The sequence below is a fragment of the Marinobacterium maritimum genome (assembly GCF_039523155.1).
GTDB classification, from domain to species: Bacteria; Pseudomonadota; Gammaproteobacteria; order Pseudomonadales; family Balneatricaceae; genus Marinobacterium; species Marinobacterium maritimum.
This window is the reverse complement of sequence record NZ_BAAAET010000001.1, coordinates 903,751-925,183: the sequence shown is the minus strand read 5'-3', so window position 1 is coordinate 925,183 and position 21,433 is coordinate 903,751. Positions and strand designations below refer to the sequence as shown.

Sequence of the window (21,433 nt, the reverse complement as noted above, 5' to 3'; positions counted from 1 at the left end):
GTGCCGGACCTTATTCTGCAGTTGATTCTGTTTGTCTGTTGATCAGATGCGTCATCAGCGCCCGCATCTTGCCCGGTTTGACCGGTTTATTCAGCACTTGAACGCCCTGCTCACGAAATGCCTTGCGGGTATCGTCGCTTCTATCTGCGGTCAGCATCACCATCGGTATCTCAGCCATACCGGCATTGTTCAGCCAGGATCGCAGCTCAAGTCCGGTTTGCTCATCTTCAAGGTGATAATCCGCCAACACGAGATCAGGCGCCTTCTCGCTGCATGCCTTGCGAGCTTCACTCAAATCCTCAGCCAGCATCACCTCACAGCCCCAGCCACCCAGTAATGCCTGCATGCTGACCAGAATGGCCGGATCGTTATCGAGCACCAGAACACGACGGCCATCCAATAGGTCGCAGCTAGTGACCGGTGTGGGTGCTTCATTGAGCCGGATCTGATGCACCTGAGCTACCAGCGGCACACTGACTTCGAAGCAGGACCCTGCGCCGATGACTGAACGCAGATTGATGGGGTGCTCGAGCATGCGTGCAATACGGTCGACGATGGCCAACCCCAAACCGACACCACCCTTGCGGGTCTGATGGTGGCTCAGACGACAGAACTCCTCAAATATGGCTTCCTGCTTGTCACCCGGGATACCCCCGCCCGTATCCCAAACCTGTATCACCAACACGTCTCCGCGGCGGCGGAATGCCAGCAATACCCCGCCATTGTCGGTATAGCGGAATGCATTACTGAGAAAGTTGCGCAGAATACGGGTCAGCAGACGCAGGTCGCTGGCGATCCAATGATCACGACTGTGAACCTGGAAGCTTAACCCTGCCGCATTTGCGACCGGCTCAAATTCGCTCCTCAGGCTGTCGGCCAGGCGGCTGACAGGGAAGCTCTGGATTTCTGGCTGAACCGCATTCTGGTCCAGTTTGGATATATCCAGCAGGTCGGTCAGCAGGTGTTCTGCCCCATCCAGCGCAAGGTGTACCCGGTTTACAAGATCGGCCTCGGCTTCGGGGAGGTTACGCTCCTGAAGCGCGGCCACCAGCAGGCGGGCCGCATTCATCGGTTGCAACAGGTCATGACTGGCAGCAGCAAGATATTTATCCTTGCTGAGATTGGCCTCTTCCGCCGCTTCCTTTGCACGCAGCATCTCCTGCTCAGCCTGCTGACGGGTGCGCACCTCACGCCACAGACGGTCGTTCAGCTGAACCAGCTCGCGAGTACGTTCATCGACACGCTGTTCCAGCTCTTCGTTCAGTGAGAGCATGCGCTGCTGGACTCTCTTACGCTCGGTAATATCCGCCACGAAGGCCACGATAGCGGCTTCCTCTCCCTTGCGGCGCAGCAGTATGTTCATTGAGACCTCTACTATTTCGCCGGTTGCCTTGCGCAGCCGGGTCTCGTAGAGAAACAACTGGCCATCATTGACCAGCCGAGCCAGCATCAGGCGAAACTCCTGCTCGCTGAGAAGCAGGTCAGTGGCGAAATTCACCTTCTGCGCCATGGACTCCCTGTCGGGATAGCCACAGATTCGCGCCAGTGCTCGATTTGCCTTGCCGATCATACCGGTCAGGTCAGCCTGAAAAATGCCATGCAAGGCGTTGTCAAACAGCCATTTGTAGCGGTTACGCTCTGATTCCAGCTCTTCGATTTTACTGAGCAGTTCCGGGTAATAGCTTTTGCGCGCTGACTGTCCCCCCAGGCCAATCAGGTGCTCAACTGTCAGTTCAGTGGTATCAGAGGGCTTCTTCATATACGGCCTCAACATCACGCCGACTGGATTTTCGCGGATTGGTCAGAATGCACGGGTCCTTAATGGCGTTTTTACTTAAATACGGGATATCGGTCAGATGTACACCTTGTTCTGCAAGCTTCTGGTAGAGACCGACTTCATGTTTGAGCGAGATGACATGTTGCATCAACCGGCGTTTGATCTGGGACTGGCTCAACCCTCGCGGGTCTATCCCCATGGTTTCCGCTACCACGCGGAAACGGTCGGAAGCAGACTCATAGTTGTAGTCGATAACATGCTCAAGCAACATCGCATTGCACAGCCCGTGCGGCAGATCCAGATAGCCGCCCAGGCTGTGTGACATGGCATGAACCGCACCAAGAACGGCATTGGAAAATGCCAGCCCGGCTTTCATCGAACCGAGCATCACCTGCTCACGCAAATGAGTATCCTCGGGTTGCTCTACCAACAAGGCGAGATGAGTATTGATCAGCCGAATCGCATCCAGCGCATGCATGTCGGTCAAAGGACCACTGGCCGTAGACACGAAAGCTTCGATGGCATGAACCAGAGCATCTACACCGGTACAGGCTGTCAGGAAAGTATCCATGGTTCGCGTGGTATCAGGGTCGATCAGCGCCACATCCGGCACCACCGACTTACTGATGATGGAGAACTTCATCTTCTCCTGCTGATTGGAGATGATCGCGAACTGGGACACATCGGCGGAAGTGCCGGCCGTGGTCGGAATACAGATCAGTGGGGGGATTGGGATCTCAATCCGATCCACACCCTCAAACTCAAGAATGCTGCGCCCATGAGTACTGACAATGCCAATGCCTTTGGCGCAATCCATCGGGCTGCCGCCTCCGACAGCCACGATCACGTTACAGCCTTCTTCGTGATAGAGCTCCGCCCCTTTGGCAACCTGCTCTACCCGAGGGTTGGGGGACACGTCGGTGAAAACCACACTGGGAATATGCTGCTCTGCCAGTAACTGCTCGACTTCATCGACCCACCCTGCCTGGTGTACACCAGGGTCGGACACGATCAAAACCTTGCGCGCGCCAAATGTAAGGGCGTAGTTGCCCACCGTTTTGCGAGCACCACTGCCGAAAATAATTTCAGGGGATACAAATTTTCGGAGCCGGGAAACTTCACTCATGAGGATGGCCTGTCTTTTGGCACCGATGCTTGGCCAGTGCCTGATAATTATTATTCACTGCAATCATTATACCCTCGCTCCAAACGACAGACAGTGTACAAACGGATACATAAAGCTACAAAGTTGCACGATATGTACTAGGGGTACAACTTTGGTATTAGGTACCATAGGCGGCAAGAAATCTCGCCAAGGCAGCAGATAAAGGCTGCCCAAACTTCAGGATAATCGCTGTTATGGAACAGACATCTCCTCTCTATCAACATGTGGTCGTAGTCGGCGGCGGTGCCGGCGGCCTGGAACTGGCAACACGGTTGGCACGTAAATACCGGCGCAAGGGCCTTAAAGTCACGCTGGTCGACCGTGAACCGACCCATATCTGGAAGCCCTTGCTGCATGAAGTAGCAACAGGCTCACTGGATGCTGGTATCGATGAATTGAGCTACAGCGCTCAGGCACGAAGTGCCGGCTTCAAGTTTCAGGTCGGCCAGATGGAGTCGATTGACCGCGAACAGCGCTGTATCCATCTCGCAGCGGTCAAGGGACAAAACGGGCAAACCCTGCTGCCGGTACGCACCCTCTACTATGACTACCTGGTCATGGCCGTTGGCAGTGTCACGAACGATTTTGGCGTCGATGGTGTTGCCGAACATTGCACCTTCCTGGACAGCCGCAAACAGGCGGAACAGTTCCGTCGGACTCTGCTCGAGACCTGTCTGAAGGCCAGTAACTCCGATGAACAGCGCTTGCGTATCGCTATAGTCGGTGCCGGGGCAACTGGTGTTGAACTCTCGGCAGAGCTGTTCAATACCGCAAAAGAACTGTCCGCATATGGTATCTCCAAGCTGGATCGCAATCGTCTGGAAGTGATTCTGATCGAGGCCGGCCCGCGTATTCTGCCCGCTCTGCCGGATCGGATCTCGGCAGCGGCCCGGCACGAGCTGGAAAAACTGGGCGTCAGTGTACGTCAGGACACGCGGATTACCTCGGTCAATGAACAAGGGCTGATGACTGATACCGGTGAACTGATCGAAGCAGAGCTTAAAGTTTGGGCCGCTGGTATTCGTGCTCCGGAATTCATCACCCGCCTGGATGGTCTTGAGTTCAACCGTCTAAACCAGCTGCTTGTTGGGCCTGATCTTCGTACGAGCCGGGATGAGCGCATCTTTGCACTGGGTGACTGTGCCGCCTGCGCCCGAACGGACGGTAACGGAAACGTGCCACCCAGAGCCCAAGCGGCTCACCAGATGGCATCCTTCCTGTTCAAGAACTTCCGCCGCATTGTTAAGGGTGAGTCACTGCCCGCGTACGAATACAAGGACTATGGCTCGCTGGTGTCACTGAGCCGCTTCAGTACCGTCGGCAGCCTGATGGGGAACCTGACCAAGGGCAGCATGATGGTGGAAGGTCGCCTGGCGCGGCTGGTGTATGTCTCGCTGTACCGCCTGCATCAGCTGGCCGTCTATGGTTATACCAAAACGTTTCTGATCACCCTGGTTGATCGTATCAACAAGGTGATTCGTCCCCGTCTCAAGTTGCACTGATTCACCGGGAGCCTCGGTCGTACCGAGTATGCAGCACTGAGCCTTGCCGGCCCTTCGGGGCCGGTTTTTTTCATCCTGCAATGCACCCGCCCAGTTAAGCAGTCTGGACCGCTTCTGCTAAGCTTGATGCAGTGCGTGTAAACCGGGTAACCCCATGATGATCGAGCCGCAACGCGTCGCATCGCTGATTCAGGCTGCGCTTATAGCTGACAGCTATTCTTTAGGTTTGCACTGGATCTATGATCATGAGCTGTTGGATCGCCAACCACTTAACCTCAATGAACTCCATCCTCCACTGAGTCACTGGCACGGCACCAAGGCCGCGGGGGACCTGACCCATCACGGGGACCAGCTCTGGCACCTGTATCAATACCTGCAGCAGGATGAACCCGATATCGAACGTTATCTGGATATCTGGGCAGGTTTCGTTGAGCATTACCACGGCTATATCGATAAGGCCACAGCGGCCGCCTACGACAACATTCGTCACGGCATTAGCCCTTCAGGCTCTGCCACGACCGAATTATCGGTCACTTCACGTGTCGCCTGCCCGTTGTTGTATACGACATCAAACCAGGCATATCTGGAACAAGTCGAAGTGTTGACACGGATGACCCATGAATCGGACATCGCGATCGCGAGCTGTCGGTTTTTTGGTGCTGTACTGCTGGACTGTCTGGCCGGCACAGCTGTTGCCGACGCGATAGTCTCTCATTTGGCCGAGCTGCCGTCCTCCCTTCAGACATCCGCACGGCAAGGTATAGCGTCCGCAGATGAAGATACTCGGACAGTTCTGCGCCAGTTTGGTATCGCCGGTGAAATACGATATGGCCTGCCGGGGATCATGCATCTGATTCACCGCTATCAGGATCCAGTGCGGCTACTGCAGGAAAATGCGCTGGCCGGTGGTGACTCCAGTGCCCGCGGCATGATCAGCCTGATGCTGATGGTTGCGGAGCAACCCAAAATACTGAAACAATTGCCGCCGGAATGGATCGAAACCATTCTCAATCGCAGGCAAAAAAATTGATCTGGGTCAGCATATTTCCCGTGTTTTAATTTGACATGATAAATACCTTTCTAACACAGCAGTAAGTCTCTTAGATGAAACATTTGTTGCATTGACATTGCCATGTATAACCCTAGAATGCGCGCTTTATGCGCCTATAATTGGGCGTGATCCAGGCTGGCCCTGCTTCCCCCTCAGCGCATGTTGAATGTGAATGAATTTTGAGCCTCTTCCTGCTCGCAAGGAGCACGCAGGTATAAGCCATTGAAACGGCCGCCGCCAGATAATGCCGAGTTAACCGAGTAATGAAAAAAAACCTGCCTGTTACCGATAACGAAAAACGTTTTCTGGAAAACCAAAAACTGATTTCGACAACCGATCTCAGTGGCAACATTACCCACTGCAATGATGTATTTATCGAAGTCAGTGGCTATTCCAGGGACGAGCTGATCGGGCAACCGCATAACCTGGTTCGTCACCCCGATATGCCCCCAGCCGCTTTCCAAGTGATGTGGGAGCATCTCAAAGCAGGCAAACCCTGGATGGGGCTGGTCAAAAACCGTTGCAAGAACGGCGACTTTTACTGGGTCAATGCCTACGTGACCCCTATCACTGAGAACGGCGTAACCGTCGGTTATGAATCAGTTCGTGTCTGTCCGTCACGTGCCGATGTCAAACGTGCTGAGCGCGTGTATGCCGGAATCAACAAGGGCAAAATGCCCTTCCAGCGCTCATCTCTGCCAACGTTATGGATGATACTGGGCGCTATTCTGGTTGCCGGTGCATGGCTATTCAGCAGTGGTTTCGAGCTGCCGGCTGTAGTGCTGCTGGGGTTGGCTCTTATTGCTTTCCAGGCTCAGGAATACAGGATCCGTGTGCAACGGCAAAAGGGCATACTGGAACTGATGCCTGCAGCGTTTACGCACCCCGTAGCCGCGGCAACCTATACCGACGACAAGGGAGAATTGGCCGCGCTGAAAGTCGCCATTCTCAGTGAACAGGCTCATTTGAATACGGTTTTGACCCGAATTGAGGATGCCGCGCAGATGGTATCCCGGCAGGCCGGCAGTAGCCTGGAGGTGTCTGAAAGCTCGTGTGCGGCCATGCGTCAGCAGCAGCATGAAACCGATCAAGTGGCAGCGGCCATGCATGAGATGACGGCGACCATCGCTGAAGTGTCCAGCCATGTCCAACAAACGGCCAATCAGGCTGAAACGTCAAACGGTACGGCCATCAAAGGCCGAGAACTAGCCTCAATTACCAGTAATTCGATCGCCCAGCTGGGCCAGACAGTAAACGAGATTGCCAAATCTGTGACCGGCCTGGCCGAGCAGACTGGTCAGATCGCTCAGGCGGCTGAGATGATCGAACAGATCGCCGATCAAACCAATCTGCTGGCACTGAACGCCGCCATCGAAGCCGCTCGTGCCGGCGAACATGGCCGAGGCTTTGCCGTCGTAGCTGACGAAGTGCGCCAGCTGGCACTGCGCACTCAAAACTCCACCAAGGAGATTCACGATATCGTTCGTGACTTGACGGCACGTACCGAGGTTTCTGTCACGATCGCCCATGAAGGCCAAAAGGAAGCCGAGGCCGGACTTGAACAGGTGAATGAAGCGGGTGAATTGCTTAACAGCATTTCTGAGATGATGAGCACCATCGCCAACATGTCGATCCAGATGGCAGCTGCCATTGAAGAGCAGGCGCAGGTGTCAGAGGAGATCAATGGTCAGATCGTCAATATTTCCAACCTCTCCACCCAGAGCCTGAACCAGGCAGAAGAGTCAGCCACCACGACCCGCAAGTTGCAGTCAGTGGCGGCAGAGATGCATGAACTGGTGTCAGGCTTTAAACGCTGATCTCATACCAGAATCAGCGCAACGCAGGCGGCGGTCAGTCCGCCCATCGACAGGTTGAACAGGCGCCAATGGCGCGCCGTTTTCAACAGGCGACCGACCGCCACGCCAAATCCGGCCCAGATAGAAATTGCCGGTATCGTCACCAGGGCCATCAAGCTGATCAGCAATGCGGCCGATAACAGAAATCCGTCACCAGCCAGCGTAAACGAGGCCACGCCAGAGATTGCCATGACCCATGCCTTGGGGTTGGCAAATTGGAAGGCCGCAGCCTGTAGTACCGACATGGGCTGCCCCTGCTCTGCTGAGTTTTTACTGGGTGGTGCTGCCGTAGCTATTTTCCAGGCCAGCCACAGCAGATAGGCACTGCCAACCATCTTCAATCCGGTTTGTAGCATTGGCCAGGCGGTAAACAGACTTCCCAAGCCTAATGCAACGGCCGTCATCAAACCCACGCAACCGAGCATCACGCCCATAATGTGAGGCAAGGTTCGTTTAAAACCGAAGTTCGCGCCAGATGCGGTCAGCATCATGTTATTGGGGCCTGGTGTCGCGGTCATCGTAAAAGAAAACAGAATGACCGGGGCAATCAGGGCTACCAGTTCTCCAGTAGCCGTCTCCATGGGTGGTCTCCATCAATTGTAAGGGTTCATTTGGATTCAATCGGCTCTATCATCCGATACAATTAACGTTAATACGGCGCAAACATAACAGCAATTGTTACTTTGTGACTGCTACAATCAATTGTAATCATGACAAATGCAGACAACGGACAGGGTGATGGGAGTGGATATGGATCTGCAGCAGAAGGCGCGTGAACGTTGTAACTGGCTTCCCGAAAGGGAGTTACCCCCCGGGCCAATGTATAAGGCTCTGGTGGATCAACTGGCAAGCGATATCGCCAGCGGAAAGCTTCTGCCCGGCGTACGCCTGCCGCCCCAGCGCCTGCTGGCGGATGCACTAGGGGTTACGGTAGGCACAATTACCCGCGCCTATCGTGAAGCGGAGCGTCGTGGTCTGGTCGAAGCAAGAGTGGGCAGCGGAACACGGGTAAAAGGCAAGACCGAGGCACTGCCCCACTTCCACCACCTCACTCGCGCCGGCCAAGATAGCATTGATCTTTCCTTAAGCATTCCTATACCAACACCCCTGCGCCAACAACAATTGGCTGCCAGCCTGCAGCGCGTATCCTCACGACCAAGCGCAGTTGACGAGGCCCTGGTCTATCAGCCAGAACAGGGTTGCCCGACCCAGCGGGATCAATTGTGCCAATGGCTCGAGTCTCAGGGTCTGCAGATGGATCCGGAGGAGCTGATCCTCACCGAAGGTGGCCAGCATGCGGATTTTCTCGCTTTACAGGCACTGGTGAAGCCCGGAGAAGCCGTCGCCTCGGCGGCGCTGACCTATCCCGGCATGATCGCGGCGGCTCGCCAGCTTGGGCTGAAGCATCTTCCGGTCGGTACTGATTCCGAGGGCATCAGGCCCGACATGCTGGAACGGCTGTGCCAGCAACAACGCATTCGTCTGCTGTACCTGATGCCCGAATATAACAATCCGACCGGCCAACGGATGAGCGAAGCACGTCGATCAGCAATCGTTGAAGTCGCACGCCGACATGACCTTCTATTGCTTGAAGATGGTGTCCAGTTTGTTACCGCCGAATATCGCGGCACACCACTGTATAAGCTTGCACCGGAACGTGCGCTCTATATTTTCAGCGTGTCCAAGCTGTTGGCTGGAGGACTCAGGTTCGGTGCTCTGCGCGCTCCGGCTAACCTGATGGCACATCTCCGTGTTGCCTTGCGTGCCCAGTGCTGGTCGTCCCCGGGATTGATGGGGGCGGTGACCTGCCAATGGCTGGCCGATGGCGGTGCCGATGCATTATTGAACTGGCAGTGGGAGGAAATTCGTGCTCGCCAGGCTCTGGTACAGGAGATTCTGGCACCCTATGAACTCTCGGCTCACCCCTGTGGCTTCCATGCCTGGTTGCGGCTGCCAGAAGGTCTTCGCGCTGTTGATTTCGTGCACCTTGCCGATGGTCGTGGCGTTACACTGATTGCATCGGAGCCATTTTGTGTTGGCAGCCAGCCGGCCCCTCAGGCCGTACGTATCTGTGTCACGCCACCGGCCAGCCGTGAAGCACTGGCGGAAGGACTACAGCGGATCAGAATCCTGCTCGATGAGGCCCCCGCGATTCCGGCACCACTGTTGTAACAACATTCCTTACAAGCCGTGTTATATTCGAATTGTCCCACAACACAGGGAGAACAATATGTTGAGTGTGGAAGTCAGTGGCCTCTTCGGCCTGCTTATCCTGGTTCTGGATGTGCTGGCAATCATCAAGACGGTTCAGAGCCGGGCAAGTACAAGTACCAAGGTTATCTGGGTAGTTGTGGTCCTGCTGCTGCCGGTATTCGGCCTGATTCTGTGGTTCCTGTTCGGCCCCAAGGATTGACCCGACTCTGAAAGCATCACTACATGGCGTCGTGTTTTGGCATCGGCGCCATGATGTGCACGTAAGGTGTATCCCGCCACATCACCCAGGGACCACCATTGTCATGCTCAGTTGGCAGCCCTTCCAGCATGCTGGCATCCGGTACCACAATCATCAGGTGTGGCACACCTTCGCTGATCCATTCATTATCCGCCGTAGCTTCCTTTGCGTAAGGGTCCAGATTACTTTCAGCGGTGCTCCCCTGCAGCATATAACCGAAACCCATCTGGTTGTATTGGGGTTCTGTATGGTTCATCCAGCCCTCGGCCCAGGCCATCCAGGGCGCATCCAGGCACATGGGATCATTGCCCGGGGTAGCCGGCATATCCGGCAGGCAGGTCCAGCCATTGCTGCCGGCCCTCAGCTCCATCATTTCACCGCCCTCTTCCGCCGGCCAGTCCATGATGCGAGCTTCCATTGAGATCGAATCCGGTGCTGCACTCATCGCACTTCTGATTTTGTCCTCATCGGCATAGGCGGAGGTCGCCATCAATGCAGCGACCACTAACGATAGCAGCCCACGCTTGTACACGGGGTTGTGATTAGTTGACATGATCAACTCCCGTTATCTGGTAGCCTGCAACAACTCCCTGCCTCACCTGCTGTCAGTCGGGCGGAGGGGCTTCCGCTTACACTGTGGTATAGCACAGGAGTTGGCAGTTAGAAGCAGTAAATAGGAGGGTGATCGATTTAATGCCTTAACCGGCTGTTCAGGGCATGATGACTGGATTTTCAACAAATACGCGGCAGCATCTCCCCAACCGGCAGGTCCAAGAGCCGCTCGCCCCCCATCAGAGTACGTACCTGGACCCGGCCTCCGGGTCCATCCAGTATTTCACCGATAATGCAGGCATCCAGCCCGGCTGGATGCTGCTGCATTCTGGCCACCAACCCGTCTGCCTGGGCCGCAGGCACAACGGCGACCAATTTACCCTCATTGGCAAAGTGGAGTGCATCCAGGCCCAAAATCTCGCAAACGCCCCTCACCTCGGGTTTCACGGGCAGCTGATCTTCGAACAGGCGAACCGCACACCCTGATGCTTCGGCAAACTCATGCAGAATCGCCGCAACGCCACCACGGGTTGCATCACGCATCGCCCTGATTTCAGGACATTGGTCGAGCATCAGTTCAATCAGCCCATGCAGTGAGCGGCAGTCACTTCTCAGCTCCGCATCCAGCGCCAAGTCACCACGCGCCTGCAAAATGGCCGCGCCATGATCGCCCAGGGTGCCGCTAACGATGATCCTGTCACCGGGCTGGCAACGGCTTGCCGCCACCTCTATACCCTTGGGTATGACACCTATGCCACTGGTGTTGATGAACAGCTTGTCGCCCTTGCCATGTGGAACGACTTTGGTATCCCCAGTGACGATACTGACCCCTGCTTCCTGGGCTGCATCACGCATGGCATGAACGACACGCCGCAGCAGAGCGACTTCAAGCCCTTCTTCGATAATGAACGCACAGGAGAGATAGAGCGGTCTGGCTCCGCCAACCGCCAGGTCATTCAACGTGCCATTGACCGCCAGCGTCCCGACATTGCCGCCGGGAAACTCCAGCGGATCAATCACATAGCTGTCGGTAGTAAAGGCAAGTCGGTCGCCTTGGGCTGCCAGCCGTGCCATATCCAGCCTGGCCTGATCTTCCATTCGCGCCAACTCGGTACTGCCGAAAGCCTCGATAAAGACGGACTCGATCAGGCTGCGCATGGCGCGGCCGCCCGCGCCGTGGGCCATCGTAATACGGGTCTGATCGGTGATTGTTGGCGTCACGAAACGTCGGTCCTTTTATACTGATAGCAGGCCGCACAGGCGCCTTCCGAGGACACCATCAGCGCACCCATTGGGTTTGACGGCGTACAGTAAGTGCCAAATAGCGGGCATTGTTGTGGCTGCAGCTGACCCTTGAGTACCTCGCCACAGTGGCAATCTACGGGATCATCAGCTTGTCGCGACTCAAGCGCGAAGACGCGCTCGGCATCGAAGGCCGCATATGCCGGTTTAAGGCGCACGCCTGAATGCTCTATCTCGCCCAACCCACGCCAGGCGAAGCGTTCACGCAGCTCGAATACCTCGGCCACAGCCTGCTGTGCCTGAGGGTTGCCGCTTCTGCTGACCACGCGGGTGTACTGGTTTTCAACTTCTGCCTGACCACTGTTCAGCTGTTCCAGCAACATCTGGATCGACTGCAGGATATCCAGAGGTTCAAAACCGGAGATGATAAACGGCTTGCCATATTCACGTGCGATGAAGTCGTAGGGTTCCAGACCGATCACCATGCTGACATGCCCGGGACCGATGAAGGCATCCACGCGCACATCCTCATCATCCAGCAATGCCTGGAGGGTCGGCACGATGGTGATGTGGTGACAGAGCAGGAAGAAGTTGCCTACACCTTCACGTGCCGCCTGTTGCAGCGTAAGTGCGGTGCTGGGCATGGTGGTTTCAAAACCCAGGCCGAAGAACACCACTCGTCTGTCGGGGTTCTCTCGTGCGATCTGCAATGCATCCAGCGGCGAGTAGACCATGTGGATATCGGCACCCGCGGCTCGTGCCTGCTGCAGGCTTTGCTCTGAGCCGGGTACGCGCATGGCATCGCCAAAGGTGGTAAAAATCACACCGGGTTCAGCGGCAATCGCCAGACAGTCATCGACCCGCTCCCGCGGCAATACACACACCGGGCAGCCCGGGCCATGGATCAGCTCTATCCCCTCGGGCAGCAGTGCTTCCAGACCGTAGCGGAAAATGGAGTGGGTATGACCACCGCAGACTTCCATAATACGGATCGGCGCACGCGTATGCAGTGCAGGTGAGTTCATCAGAGATGCAATACGATCCAGCAACTGACGGGCAAGGGCCGGATCACGGAATTCATCAACGTATTTCATTGAGACCTTCCCCGCCGGTGCTGTTTTCGTCGGCAAAACTTTCGAGCTCAGCCAGTAATGCCAGGGTCTTGCGTGCTTCCTCAGCATCAATCAGGTTCATTGCAAACCCCACATGCACCAGCACCCACTCACCCAGCAGCGATTGCGGTGACACGCCTTCACTCAGTACACAGGCAAGATTGACACGCCGGCGCACGCCCGATATTTCGACGACAGCCGTCAGGTTATCCGCCTCATCAATGGCGATGATCTTCCCGGGTACACCCAAACACATACAGGGCTCCTTATATGGCTGCCTGATCTGGCGACTGCCTGGTTACGACTGGTGTTACAGCTGAAGTTACAACAGCAACTACAGCTGGGCCTTCAGTGTCTGCAGCTCGCTTTCCAGCTGTTCGACACGCGTTTCAATCTGCTCTCGCCTGTGCCGGCCAAGCCAGTCCAGCCAGCTATCCATCCCCTCACCAGTTCGGGCTGACAGCTGCACCACCTCAATTTCGGGGTTGATGCGGCGGGCATACTCGATGCAGGTCTCGACATCAAAGTCCACGTACGGCAGCAGATCGGTCTTGTTCAGGATCATCAGTCGGGCCGCATGAAACATATCCGGGTACTTGAGTGGTTTGTCGTCGCCCTCGGTGACCGACAGCACCACTACCTTGGCCGCCTCGCCCAGATCAAATCCGGCGGGACAGACCAGGTTGCCCACGTTCTCGATATAGAGGATGCCATCATGGAGCTCAGGTAGCTGCTCCATCGCATGACCGATCATATGTGCATCCAGATGACAGAGTTTTCCGGTGTTGATCTGCACCGCGGCGGCGCCGGTTGCGCGGATACGATCTACATCATGATCGGTTTGCTGATCCCCCTCGATCACGGCGAGCGGTACCTGCCCCAGCTGTTGCTGGAGTGTTTCGGTCAGCAGCTGCGTCTTGCCCGAGCCTGGGCTTGAAACCAGGTTCAACACCAGCAGATTGCGGCGTGCAAAGAGTTCGCGGTTGGCTATTGCATAACGGTTGTTCTGGCTGAACAGGTCCAGCTCAACCTGCAGCCGGCGCTGCTGCTCTGTTTCATGCCCTCCCCCCTGACCATCTTCGTGCTTATCATGATGAGAGTGGTCATGAGAATGACCAAGCGCATGTTGATGTTCGTGGGGCTGACCACAACCGCAAATACCGCACATCACTCCACCTCCAGTTCCCTGATTCGTAACTCCTCGCCCGATAATACCTGCAGTTGATACTGGCCGCACTTCGGGCAGGCCTGGTACCACTGCGATATTGCACTCTCGATGCCACAGGCACGGCATCGGGCTCTGCCGGGCAGTTCCACGACATGCAACCGCGCGCCCTGTGCCAGGGTGCCACGGCTGGCAGCCTCGAAGGCAAATGTCATCGCCTCCGGCACCACCGCGGCCAAAGGCCCGGCTTCGAGCCAGAGCTGCTTCACCCTGTTGAACTGATGCAGTTCGGCCTGTTGCTGCAGCTGCTCAATCAAGGCTCGACACAGGGACAGTTCATGCATCGCTTCCACCTCCCTGTTGCACCCGTGCCAGGGCGACCAGTGCCTGGCCCAGGCTCAATCCCGAATCATTACAAGGCACTTTCCGATGTCTCATAACACTCAGTCCTGCAGTGTCAAAGCGTGACTGCAGCTGGTCGGCCAGGAGGGCGTTCTGCATCACACCGCCGCTCAACACCAGGCTATCGAATGGGCGGTCGCAACGCACGCGCATGGCCAGGTCGAACAGCCCCTGCGCCAGCCCCAGATGAAAGGCTCGTGCCAGTTCCGCTATCGGGCGCCCTGCTCTCAGGTCGCTGATCACCCGGGGCCAGAGGGAACGGGTATCCAGCTGCCATCCACTCTCATCCTCCAGGATTGGAAAAGGATAAGGCACGACCGAGACTAGATCACCGCTGCGCTGTGCCAGCGATTCCAGCGCGATCGCGGCCTGGCCCTCATAGCTGATACCCTCAGCATAGCAGCCCAGTGCCGCGGCCAGCGCATCGAACAGACGACCAGCCGAGCTGGAGTGCGGCGCATTGACGCCCTGCTCGATCATCTGCTGCAGCGTTGCCAGGGGCTTGTTTGCCAGCAGAGGCCAGATATCCCTGGTGGTCACCGGGTCGATACCGGCCTGCAGCAGTTGTGCTACCAGTAGACGCCAGGGCTCGCGAATGGCCGTCTCGCCGCCAGGCATTGGGCAAGGCTTCAGGCAGGCCAGCCGCTCGACATGCCCGTAGCCGCCGTAAAGCAGCTCACCACCCCAGAGAGCGCCATGTTCCCCATACCCTGTTCCGTCCAGGCAAATTGCCAATACCGGGTTTCCACCAAGCGGATAACCGTGCTCACCCAGACAGGCCGCCAGATGTGCTTGGTGATGCTGCACCTGGATCAGCTGACAGTCGTGGTTCCGCAGAGCCTGCTGAGTCGAGAAATAGCCGGGGTGCTTATCACAGGCGACAATGTCCGGTTTAAGCTGGTACAACTGCTGGTAGTGGCCAAGGGCCGTGACTGCCGCCTCATATACCGCCAGTTGCTGCAGGTCGCCCTGATACTGGCTCAGAGTGGCATGCCCGTCCTTGAGCAGACAGAAGGTGTTTTTCAGATCCCCGCCTATGGCCAGGAGTTCTGCGGTTGCTGAAAATCCCTGAGGCAAGGGCAAACTGATGGGCGCAGTCCCGCGCCCCGGCCGCAACACTTCCGCTTGACCTGACCGGGCCTGCACACGCATCACCGTATCATCGATGCGGCTGACAATGGGCCGATCGTGCATCACCAGCAGATCGGCAATATCTGCCAGTTGTACCCGGGCTACATCATTATCGATCACCTGGGGCATCCCCGATCGATTGCCACTGGTCATCACCAGGGGGCCATCGAATGCCGCAAGCAGCAGGTGATGCAGCGGCGTGTAAGGCAACATGCAGCCTAACCAACTTGAGTCGGGTGCGATGGCCTCTGCCAGGCGCTTGCCCTGATCCCGTGGACGCATCAGTACTATTGGGGCCTGCGGCGACGTCAGCAGCTCGGCCTCCTCCGGTCGGGCCTGCACGTATTGGCACAACTGATCCAGGTCGCGGAACATCACCGCCAGTGCCTTGGCGGGCCTCTGCTTGCGCCGACGCATACGCTGCACGGCGTTCTGATTACTGGCATCACAGGCGAGATGGAAGCCGCCCAGCCCTTTCAAGGCGAGTATCTGCCCCTGCTGCAGTTTTGCAGCCATGGCAACAAAGGGGTCACTCGGTTCAACCCGTTCCCCGCTTGCCATTTCCAGCCATAACTGGGGACCACACGCCGGACAGGCGTTGGCCTGCGCATGAAAGCGGCGATCCTCAGGATTGGCATACTCCCGCGAGCAGTCTTCACAGAGGTCGAAAGCCGCCATGCTGGTTCGCACCCGATCAAAGGGCATCCCTTCAATGATGCTGAAGCGAGGGCCACAGTGGGTACAGTTGATGAAAGGATAGCGGTAGCGGCGGTTGTGAGGGTCGAATAACTCAGTCAGACAGGCACTGCAGGTGGTCGCATCTGGCAGGATGGTAGTCATCCGGTCACTGGTGAGTGAGGGCAGGATACGGAACCCCGGCGACATAGCGGCCACCTCATCCGGTGGTAAGGGGTCAATACGCCAATGGTCGATCCTGGCAAGTGGCGGCAGGTTCTGATTCAGCGCCTGCCTGAACAGGGGCAATGCAGATTCAGTGCATACCAGTCTGATCTCCACGCCGGCTGTCGTATTACGCACATGGCCCCACAGGCCAAGCCGTGATGCCGTGCGCCATACATGGGGGCGAAAGCCCACCCCCTGTACGTACCCGTCGATATGAATCCTGTATGCTGCTTGTGGACAATGCCCTAGTGTTTCAGCCAAGGTATCCCTGCTTGTGCTTTATGACCTTGATCGCACTTTAGCACTCTTTGTCGTTTTCGCGGCAGCACCCGCTAGGATTCAATCAGAATTCAGCCGGCCTGCTTTCGCTCCTGTGGCACATCCTTGCGTCTCGCAACCTGTTTTGCCTTGAAGGCTGCAACAGCCTGAGTGAACTCTTCTCCTTGCAACGCTTCAACCAGGACCTCCAGTTCTGCGCTCATGGCACGGTCAAACTCTGATCGTTCGGCACGTCCCATTAACTTTTTGGTCGCCTGGATTGCCAACGGTGCTGCCGCGGCCAGCCGTTGCGCCACCTCAAGCGCGGCTTTCATGACCTGGTCGTCCGGTACCTGGCGATTGATAAGCCCCAGTGTCTCGGCGGTTGCCGCATCAAAGCGCTCGCCCAACAGGAGCAGCTCCGCAGCACGTTGCCGACCCAATAACGCCGGCAGGATGAAAGTCGAGCCGAACTCGGGACAGATCCCCAGCTGTACGAACGGCATCTGGAAAAAAGCGCTCTGCCCGGCGTAGACGAAGTCGCAATGCAGCAGCAGCGTACAGCCGATGCCGACAGCATGCCCTTCAACTGCCGCAACCACCGGCTTTTCGAACCGGCTCAGCTGATTCATGAACCGATACACAGGATGGCCGGCATCTCGGATCGGATTATCCAGAAAATCATCCAGATCGTTACCACTGCAGAACACCCGGTCCGTTCCTGTCAGCAACACCACGCGTACAGACTCATCTTTATCGGCTGCCTGCAAGGCGAGGGTCAGTGTGTTGTAAAGGTCGCTGGTTAATGCGTTCTTGCGGGCCGGATTATCCAGGCCAAGAATTCGTACCGCACCCACACCTTCGACTTTCAGGCCGACTGTATCCATCGCGTCCTCCAATGCTCCCAATTGACGGGGCGAGGGAGCCGTTTCAGGCTCCCCCACCGAACCTGTCCTAGACGGATGTACCGAACTGCTGGCGCAGCGCACGCTTGAGCAGTTTGCCGGAGGTATTCTTGGGCAACTGCTGCACGAAGTGCACATGCTTGGGTACCTTGAAGGGCGCCAGGTTCTCCCTTGCGTGGCGGATCAGTGCTTCAGCATCCGGTTCTGCATCCTGCTTCAGCACCACCACTGCAGCGATCGCCTCGATCCATTTTTCATCGGGCACGCCGATCACCGCCACTTCGTCGACACCCGGATGGGTATAGAGCGCCTCTTCCACATCGCGACTGGCCACCAGTACACCACCGGTATTGACGATGTCCTTGATGCGATCCACGATCCAGATATAGCCCTGCTCATCGCGGTAACCGAGATCCCCCGAGTGGAACCAGCCCCCGGCAAAGGCTTCTGCCGTTTCCTCCGGCTTGTCCCAGTAACCGATCATCAGTTGCGGTGAGCGGTGTACCAGCTCGCCCTGCTCACCGGGCGCACACTCCTCACCGGTTGCGGGATCGATGATGCGGGTTTCCACACTGATGATCGGGCGTCCGCAGGATGCCGGGCGGTCCTTGTGCTCCTCCGGTGCCAATACCGTTGCCAGTGGTGCAATTTCGCTCTGACCGTAGCAGTTGTAGAGGCCTGACAGCGGCAGGCGTTCTCCCAGTTCCTTGACGATCGGCTCCGGCATGATGGAGGCACCGTAGTAGAGCTTCTGCAGATGCTGCAGCTCGGATTCAATAAACTGATCATGGTGCAGCAGCGAGATCCAGACCGTGGGCGGTGCAAAGAAACTGTTCAGCTGTTTTTCCTTCAGCAGCTGCAGGATCACAGCGGGTGTCGGTGTATCCAGCAGACAACTGAACGCTCCCGCCAGTAAAGAGGGCATGGTAAACACATGCATCTGTGCCGAGTGATACAGTGGCAGTGCCGCCAAACAACGGTCCGATGGTTTGATATCCAGGTGCAGCAGACAGCTGGAATATTCCGCCATCAATGAACGGTGAGTGTGCATGGCCCCCTTGGGATCGGAGGTTGTACCCGAGGTGTAGAGGATCTGTACCACGTCGGTATCGGCCAGCTCGACCTCTGGTGCCTGATCACTGCCACTTCCTGTTGCCACAGCCAGGATGTCAAAACCCTTCGCTGCCGGCGTTGTGCTGTGCAGGCTGCCCTGAATGGCCAGGTGCAGCTGATCACCGATCTCGTCGATAAAGCCCTTCAGGCTGTCGTCAGCAAACAGCGCCCGCGCCCCTGACTGAGTCAGCACATAGACCAGCTCGCGTTCGGTCAGCGAGAAGTTGACCGGTACATGGATCAGCCCGGCACGGGTACACGCCAGCCATAGAATCAGGTAGGCGTCCGAGTTCTTGCCATAGGCCGCAACCCTGTCCCCTTTCTGCAGCCCCAGCGCCAACAGGTGATTAGCCACCCGGTTAACCGCTTGATCCAAAGCCTGATACTCCCAGCTGCGCTCAGCGTAGGTCAGTGCGGTCTGGCTGGGGCGCTGCATCGCCGTGCGACGCAAGGCATCGCCGATGGTGTTACGAGTGGCCTGCTGGATCAAAGTCTGCGTTTCAATTGCCATATGCATGTCACACCTCAATTCTTATTGTTTTAGCGTTTCCGAGCATTCAGTTACGTAACGGTTTCCCGGTTTCCAGAAGCGCCTGCATACGTTGCAGGGACGCCGGGTTTTGCAACAGGTCGAGGTTGCACGCGCGTTCGAGGTCACCGAATCCCTCGAACCAGCCGGCACGGGTTGCTTCATTCAACAGAGTCAGCAGGCGCTGTTCCAGCACAGCCTGATAACTGCCTTCTGCGGCTTCAAGCTCCGGGGTCGCCTCAAGCATCGCCCCCAAGCCATCGAAGCCTTTGCCTTGTGCATTCTCGCGCAGACTGCGCGCCTGGGCTATAGCATCGGTCAGTAACCGATCCCGGTTCATGCTGATGCCATCAGAGTCACGCAGCAAGCCCATCTGCCTAGCCTCCAGCGCTGAACCCGTCACCTTCGCTGCAGCGATGAGGTCAAACGTCTTGGCAATGGCCTGCTCAGCACCGAAACGCTCGGCGCAGCGCGCCAGCAACTCCCGGCACCCGCCCCAGCCTGGTACGATGCCAACGCTTGTCTCGACCAGCCCCAGATTGCTTTCCGCATAGGCCTGGATGCGGTTGCAATGGAACATCAGCTCCAGCCCGCCACCCAGTGCCTTGCCAGCCACAGCCGCTACAACCGGTACGGGTGCCTGGCTGATGGCACAGAACAGGCGCTGGCCACGACGCATGTAGGCATCAATGGCACCGTCCTGCTCGACCATGGACAGGAACTCCTTGAGATCCGCACCGGCCGCAAAAATACCGGTATCGCTGTACAGGATCAGGGCCTTGTTGGCAGCGATGGCTTCGGACAGTGCCGCCTCGATCTCATCCAGCAACTGGTTGCTCAAGGCGTTGACCCGGCTGTTGAATTCAAGGCACCAGGCATCAGCGTCCAGCTCGCGCAGGACAGAACGCTCGAACTGATGAATCGGTGCTTTGCGCACAATACGGCTCCAGTCGATGATGCCGGCCGCCGGTTCTCTGGGCTGATATTGACCCTGTTCGTCCAGCTGCTGACCATCCCTGTAACAAACCTGACCATCAGCCTGCTGCAGGAAGCTGCTGCAGTCCTGGCCATCAACCCTCATGCGAGCCATAAATTCAGCCGTACCGATCAGGTCGAGCAGCTCGAACGGGCCAAAGCGCCAGTTGTATCCCAACCGCATCGCCGCATCGATTGAATCAATTTCCGCGGCCACATCCGGCACCATTCGACTGGCGTAATCCAGCACGCGTGACAGCACTCGCCAGGCATAAAGACCGCCTGCATCTTCAGTTGCAATCAGCTCCCTGACCTGCCCCGGTTTCAGCTGGGCCGAAGCCAGCTCGGAGGCTTTGGGGGCACGATGTGCAACGGTTGCCAGATCCAGCACTTCGCGGACCTTGCACCCATCATCTGAAACTGACTGGCGATAGAAACCCTGGAGTACCCGCCCCTTGCGCCCGAACCAGCCGTTGCTGACCATCTGCTCGATCACCGGAACCGTTCCGGCATAATCCTGAAACGGATCATCGGACGGCAACAGACGACTCAGGCTGGCGGTCACTTCCGGCATCAGGTCGATCCCGACCAGATCCCAGAGACCAAATATCCCGGTTTTCGGGAAACCGCAGACCTGCATCACGGCATCGGCATCCTCGACACTCAGGCCCAGCGCAATGGCTTCCTGCAGGGCGACCTGCATCCAATACACCCCCAGGCGGTTGGCGATGAAGCCAGGACGGTCGTTGCACTGGATGACTGTCTTACCCATGCCATGATCGATAAAGGCGTCGATACGCTGTGCTACTTCGGTCAACGTTTCTTCCGAGGTCACCAGTTCCAACAGGCGCATGTACCGTGGCGGGTTGAAGAAATGGGTGACGACAAAGTGTTCGCGCAGGCTCGACGGCATCCCTTCCATCAGCGTTGCCAGTGGAATGGTGGACGTGTTGGAAGATACGATGGCGTCGGGAGCACGCACTTCTTCAATCCGGCGATAGAGCGCCTGTTTGATATCCAGGCGCTCCACGATCACCTCGACAATCCAGTCCGCTTCACGTAACAGTTCCAGATCATCCTCGGTATTGCCCACCTGCATACGCTCGGCCACCGAGGCATCCATCAATGCCCCCGTTGAGCCACCCCTGAGCATTCGGGACAGCGCACCTGCGGCGATGGCATTGCGCGCTTCAGCGGGTGCATCCGCGGCCACTCCAGCCGGAGGAATATCGAGCAGGATCACCCGGGCACCACCATTGGCCGCCTGTGCCGCGATGCCGGCACCCATGACACCCGCGCCGATGACCGCGACCGTCTGAATCGGTTTACATGTATTCATATTC

18 protein-coding genes are annotated in these 21,433 nt (G+C 57.2%); 5 read left to right on the top strand and 13 right to left on the bottom strand.

Features of this window, described 5'->3' with window-relative positions:
* Nucleotides 1-10: 10 nt before the first annotated feature.
* Nucleotides 11-1,759 carry a PAS domain-containing hybrid sensor histidine kinase/response regulator gene (locus tag ABD013_RS04150; RefSeq protein WP_343802708.1) on the bottom strand — a complete coding sequence of 583 codons (1,749 nt, stop codon included), beginning with the start codon at nucleotides 1,757-1,759 and terminating at the stop codon, nucleotides 11-13.
* On the bottom strand, nucleotides 1,743-2,903 hold the full coding sequence (gene ercA, locus ABD013_RS04145; RefSeq protein WP_343802704.1) for an alcohol dehydrogenase-like regulatory protein ErcA: 1,161 nt from the start codon (nucleotides 2,901-2,903) through the stop codon (nucleotides 1,743-1,745). Before ercA ends, ABD013_RS04150 begins: the two co-directional genes overlap by 17 nt.
* Before the next feature lie 233 nt (nucleotides 2,904-3,136).
* Between ercA and ABD013_RS04140 the strand changes: the two genes are divergently transcribed.
* The 3 genes from ABD013_RS04140 (at nucleotide 3,137) to ABD013_RS04130 (ending at nucleotide 7,312) form a co-directional block, all read left to right on the top strand.
* Nucleotides 3,137-4,444, top strand: coding sequence for an NAD(P)/FAD-dependent oxidoreductase (locus ABD013_RS04140; protein WP_343802701.1), 1,308 nt, complete (start codon nucleotides 3,137-3,139; stop codon nucleotides 4,442-4,444).
* Between the two features lie 154 nt (nucleotides 4,445-4,598).
* Nucleotides 4,599-5,474: an ADP-ribosylglycohydrolase family protein gene (locus tag ABD013_RS04135; RefSeq protein WP_343802698.1), complete on the top strand. Its 876-nt coding sequence runs from the start codon at nucleotides 4,599-4,601 to the stop codon at nucleotides 5,472-5,474.
* Between the two features lie 284 nt (nucleotides 5,475-5,758).
* Entirely contained in the window at nucleotides 5,759-7,312 is a 1,554-nt protein-coding gene (locus tag ABD013_RS04130; RefSeq protein WP_343802695.1) for a methyl-accepting chemotaxis protein, read from the top strand.
* A gap of 2 nt (nucleotides 7,313-7,314) precedes the next feature.
* Here the strand turns inward: ABD013_RS04130 and ABD013_RS04125 are convergent, their stop codons facing one another.
* Entirely contained in the window at nucleotides 7,315-7,932 is a 618-nt protein-coding gene (locus ABD013_RS04125; protein WP_343802692.1) for a LysE family translocator, read from the bottom strand.
* A gap of 169 nt (nucleotides 7,933-8,101) precedes the next feature.
* Here ABD013_RS04125 and ABD013_RS04120 point away from each other — a divergent pair, with 169 nt between their 5' ends.
* Nucleotides 8,102-9,523: an aminotransferase-like domain-containing protein gene (locus ABD013_RS04120; RefSeq protein WP_343802689.1), complete on the top strand. Its 1,422-nt coding sequence runs from the start codon at nucleotides 8,102-8,104 to the stop codon at nucleotides 9,521-9,523.
* 58 nt (nucleotides 9,524-9,581) lie between these two features.
* The gene (locus ABD013_RS04115; protein WP_343802686.1) at nucleotides 9,582-9,764 is read left to right on the top strand and encodes a PLDc N-terminal domain-containing protein; all 183 of its coding nucleotides are present in this window, start codon (nucleotides 9,582-9,584) and stop codon (nucleotides 9,762-9,764) included.
* 19 nt (nucleotides 9,765-9,783) lie between these two features.
* Here the strand turns inward: ABD013_RS04115 and ABD013_RS04110 are convergent, their stop codons facing one another.
* The 10 genes from ABD013_RS04110 to ABD013_RS04065 all read right to left on the bottom strand — a co-directional run bounded on the left by ABD013_RS04110 (nucleotide 9,784) and on the right by ABD013_RS04065 (nucleotide 21,429).
* Complete coding sequence (locus tag ABD013_RS04110) at nucleotides 9,784-10,356, bottom strand: hypothetical protein (protein WP_343802683.1); 573 nt, start codon at nucleotides 10,354-10,356, stop codon at nucleotides 9,784-9,786.
* 179 nt (nucleotides 10,357-10,535) lie between these two features.
* Nucleotides 10,536-11,576: a hydrogenase expression/formation protein HypE gene (gene hypE, locus ABD013_RS04105; RefSeq protein WP_343802680.1), complete on the bottom strand. Its 1,041-nt coding sequence runs from the start codon at nucleotides 11,574-11,576 to the stop codon at nucleotides 10,536-10,538.
* Nucleotides 11,573-12,691 (bottom strand): hydrogenase formation protein HypD, encoded by a 1,119-nt coding sequence (gene hypD, locus ABD013_RS04100; RefSeq protein WP_343802677.1) that lies wholly within the window; start codon nucleotides 12,689-12,691, stop codon nucleotides 11,573-11,575. The genes hypE and hypD overlap by 4 nt, the downstream gene beginning before the upstream one ends.
* On the bottom strand, nucleotides 12,678-12,965 hold the full coding sequence (locus ABD013_RS04095; RefSeq protein ID WP_343802674.1) for a HypC/HybG/HupF family hydrogenase formation chaperone: 288 nt from the start codon (nucleotides 12,963-12,965) through the stop codon (nucleotides 12,678-12,680). Before ABD013_RS04095 ends, hypD begins: the two co-directional genes overlap by 14 nt.
* Before the next feature lie 78 nt (nucleotides 12,966-13,043).
* Nucleotides 13,044-13,877: a hydrogenase nickel incorporation protein HypB gene (hypB, locus tag ABD013_RS04090; RefSeq protein WP_343802672.1), complete on the bottom strand. Its 834-nt coding sequence runs from the start codon at nucleotides 13,875-13,877 to the stop codon at nucleotides 13,044-13,046.
* A complete protein-coding gene (hypA, locus tag ABD013_RS04085; RefSeq protein WP_343802669.1) occupies nucleotides 13,877-14,218 on the bottom strand; it encodes a hydrogenase maturation nickel metallochaperone HypA in 342 nt (113 codons plus the stop codon). The genes hypB and hypA overlap by 1 nt, the downstream gene beginning before the upstream one ends.
* Nucleotides 14,211-16,571 (bottom strand): carbamoyltransferase HypF, encoded by a 2,361-nt coding sequence (gene hypF, locus ABD013_RS04080; RefSeq protein WP_343802666.1) that lies wholly within the window; start codon nucleotides 16,569-16,571, stop codon nucleotides 14,211-14,213. Before hypF ends, hypA begins: the two co-directional genes overlap by 8 nt.
* A gap of 89 nt (nucleotides 16,572-16,660) precedes the next feature.
* Nucleotides 16,661-17,455: an enoyl-CoA hydratase gene (locus ABD013_RS04075; protein ID WP_343802663.1), complete on the bottom strand. Its 795-nt coding sequence runs from the start codon at nucleotides 17,453-17,455 to the stop codon at nucleotides 16,661-16,663.
* A gap of 67 nt (nucleotides 17,456-17,522) precedes the next feature.
* Nucleotides 17,523-19,097, bottom strand: coding sequence for a fatty acyl-CoA synthetase (locus tag ABD013_RS04070; RefSeq protein ID WP_343802660.1), 1,575 nt, complete (start codon nucleotides 19,095-19,097; stop codon nucleotides 17,523-17,525).
* Nucleotides 19,098-19,143: 46 nt separating this feature from the next.
* A complete protein-coding gene (locus tag ABD013_RS04065) occupies nucleotides 19,144-21,429 on the bottom strand; it encodes a 3-hydroxyacyl-CoA dehydrogenase/enoyl-CoA hydratase family protein (RefSeq protein ID WP_343802657.1) in 2,286 nt (761 codons plus the stop codon).
* Nucleotides 21,430-21,433 lie beyond the last annotated feature (4 nt).

Bases quoted from the DNA above. Each gene is read 5' to 3' on its own strand.
- ABD013_RS04125 (WP_343802692.1), bottom strand. From the start codon at position 7,932: ATGGAGACGGCTACTGGAGAACTGGTAGCCCTGATTGCCCCGGTCATT.
- ABD013_RS04110 (WP_343802683.1), bottom strand. From the start codon at position 10,356: ATGTCAACTAATCACAACCCCGTGTACAAGCGTGGGCTGCTATCGTTA.
- ABD013_RS04065 (WP_343802657.1), bottom strand. From the start codon at position 21,429: ATGAATACATGTAAACCGATTCAGACGGTCGCGGTCATCGGCGCGGGT.
- ABD013_RS04095 (WP_343802674.1), bottom strand. From the start codon at position 12,965: ATGTGTTTGGGTGTACCCGGGAAGATCATCGCCATTGATGAGGCGGAT.
- ABD013_RS04075 (WP_343802663.1), bottom strand. From the start codon at position 17,455: ATGGATACAGTCGGCCTGAAAGTCGAAGGTGTGGGTGCGGTACGAATT.
- hypB (WP_343802672.1), bottom strand. From the start codon at position 13,877: ATGTGCGGTATTTGCGGTTGTGGTCAGCCCCACGAACATCAACATGCG.
- hypD (WP_343802677.1), bottom strand. From the start codon at position 12,691: ATGAAATACGTTGATGAATTCCGTGATCCGGCCCTTGCCCGTCAGTTG.
- ABD013_RS04135 (WP_343802698.1), top strand. From the start codon at position 4,599: ATGATGATCGAGCCGCAACGCGTCGCATCGCTGATTCAGGCTGCGCTT.
- hypA (WP_343802669.1), bottom strand. From the start codon at position 14,218: ATGCATGAACTGTCCCTGTGTCGAGCCTTGATTGAGCAGCTGCAGCAA.
- ABD013_RS04140 (WP_343802701.1), top strand. From the start codon at position 3,137: ATGGAACAGACATCTCCTCTCTATCAACATGTGGTCGTAGTCGGCGGC.
- ABD013_RS04115 (WP_343802686.1), top strand. From the start codon at position 9,582: ATGTTGAGTGTGGAAGTCAGTGGCCTCTTCGGCCTGCTTATCCTGGTT.
- ABD013_RS04070 (WP_343802660.1), bottom strand. From the start codon at position 19,097: ATGGCAATTGAAACGCAGACTTTGATCCAGCAGGCCACTCGTAACACC.
- ercA (WP_343802704.1), bottom strand. From the start codon at position 2,903: ATGAGTGAAGTTTCCCGGCTCCGAAAATTTGTATCCCCTGAAATTATT.
- ABD013_RS04130 (WP_343802695.1), top strand. From the start codon at position 5,759: ATGAAAAAAAACCTGCCTGTTACCGATAACGAAAAACGTTTTCTGGAA.
- ABD013_RS04150 (WP_343802708.1), bottom strand. From the start codon at position 1,759: ATGAAGAAGCCCTCTGATACCACTGAACTGACAGTTGAGCACCTGATT.
- ABD013_RS04120 (WP_343802689.1), top strand. From the start codon at position 8,102: ATGGATCTGCAGCAGAAGGCGCGTGAACGTTGTAACTGGCTTCCCGAA.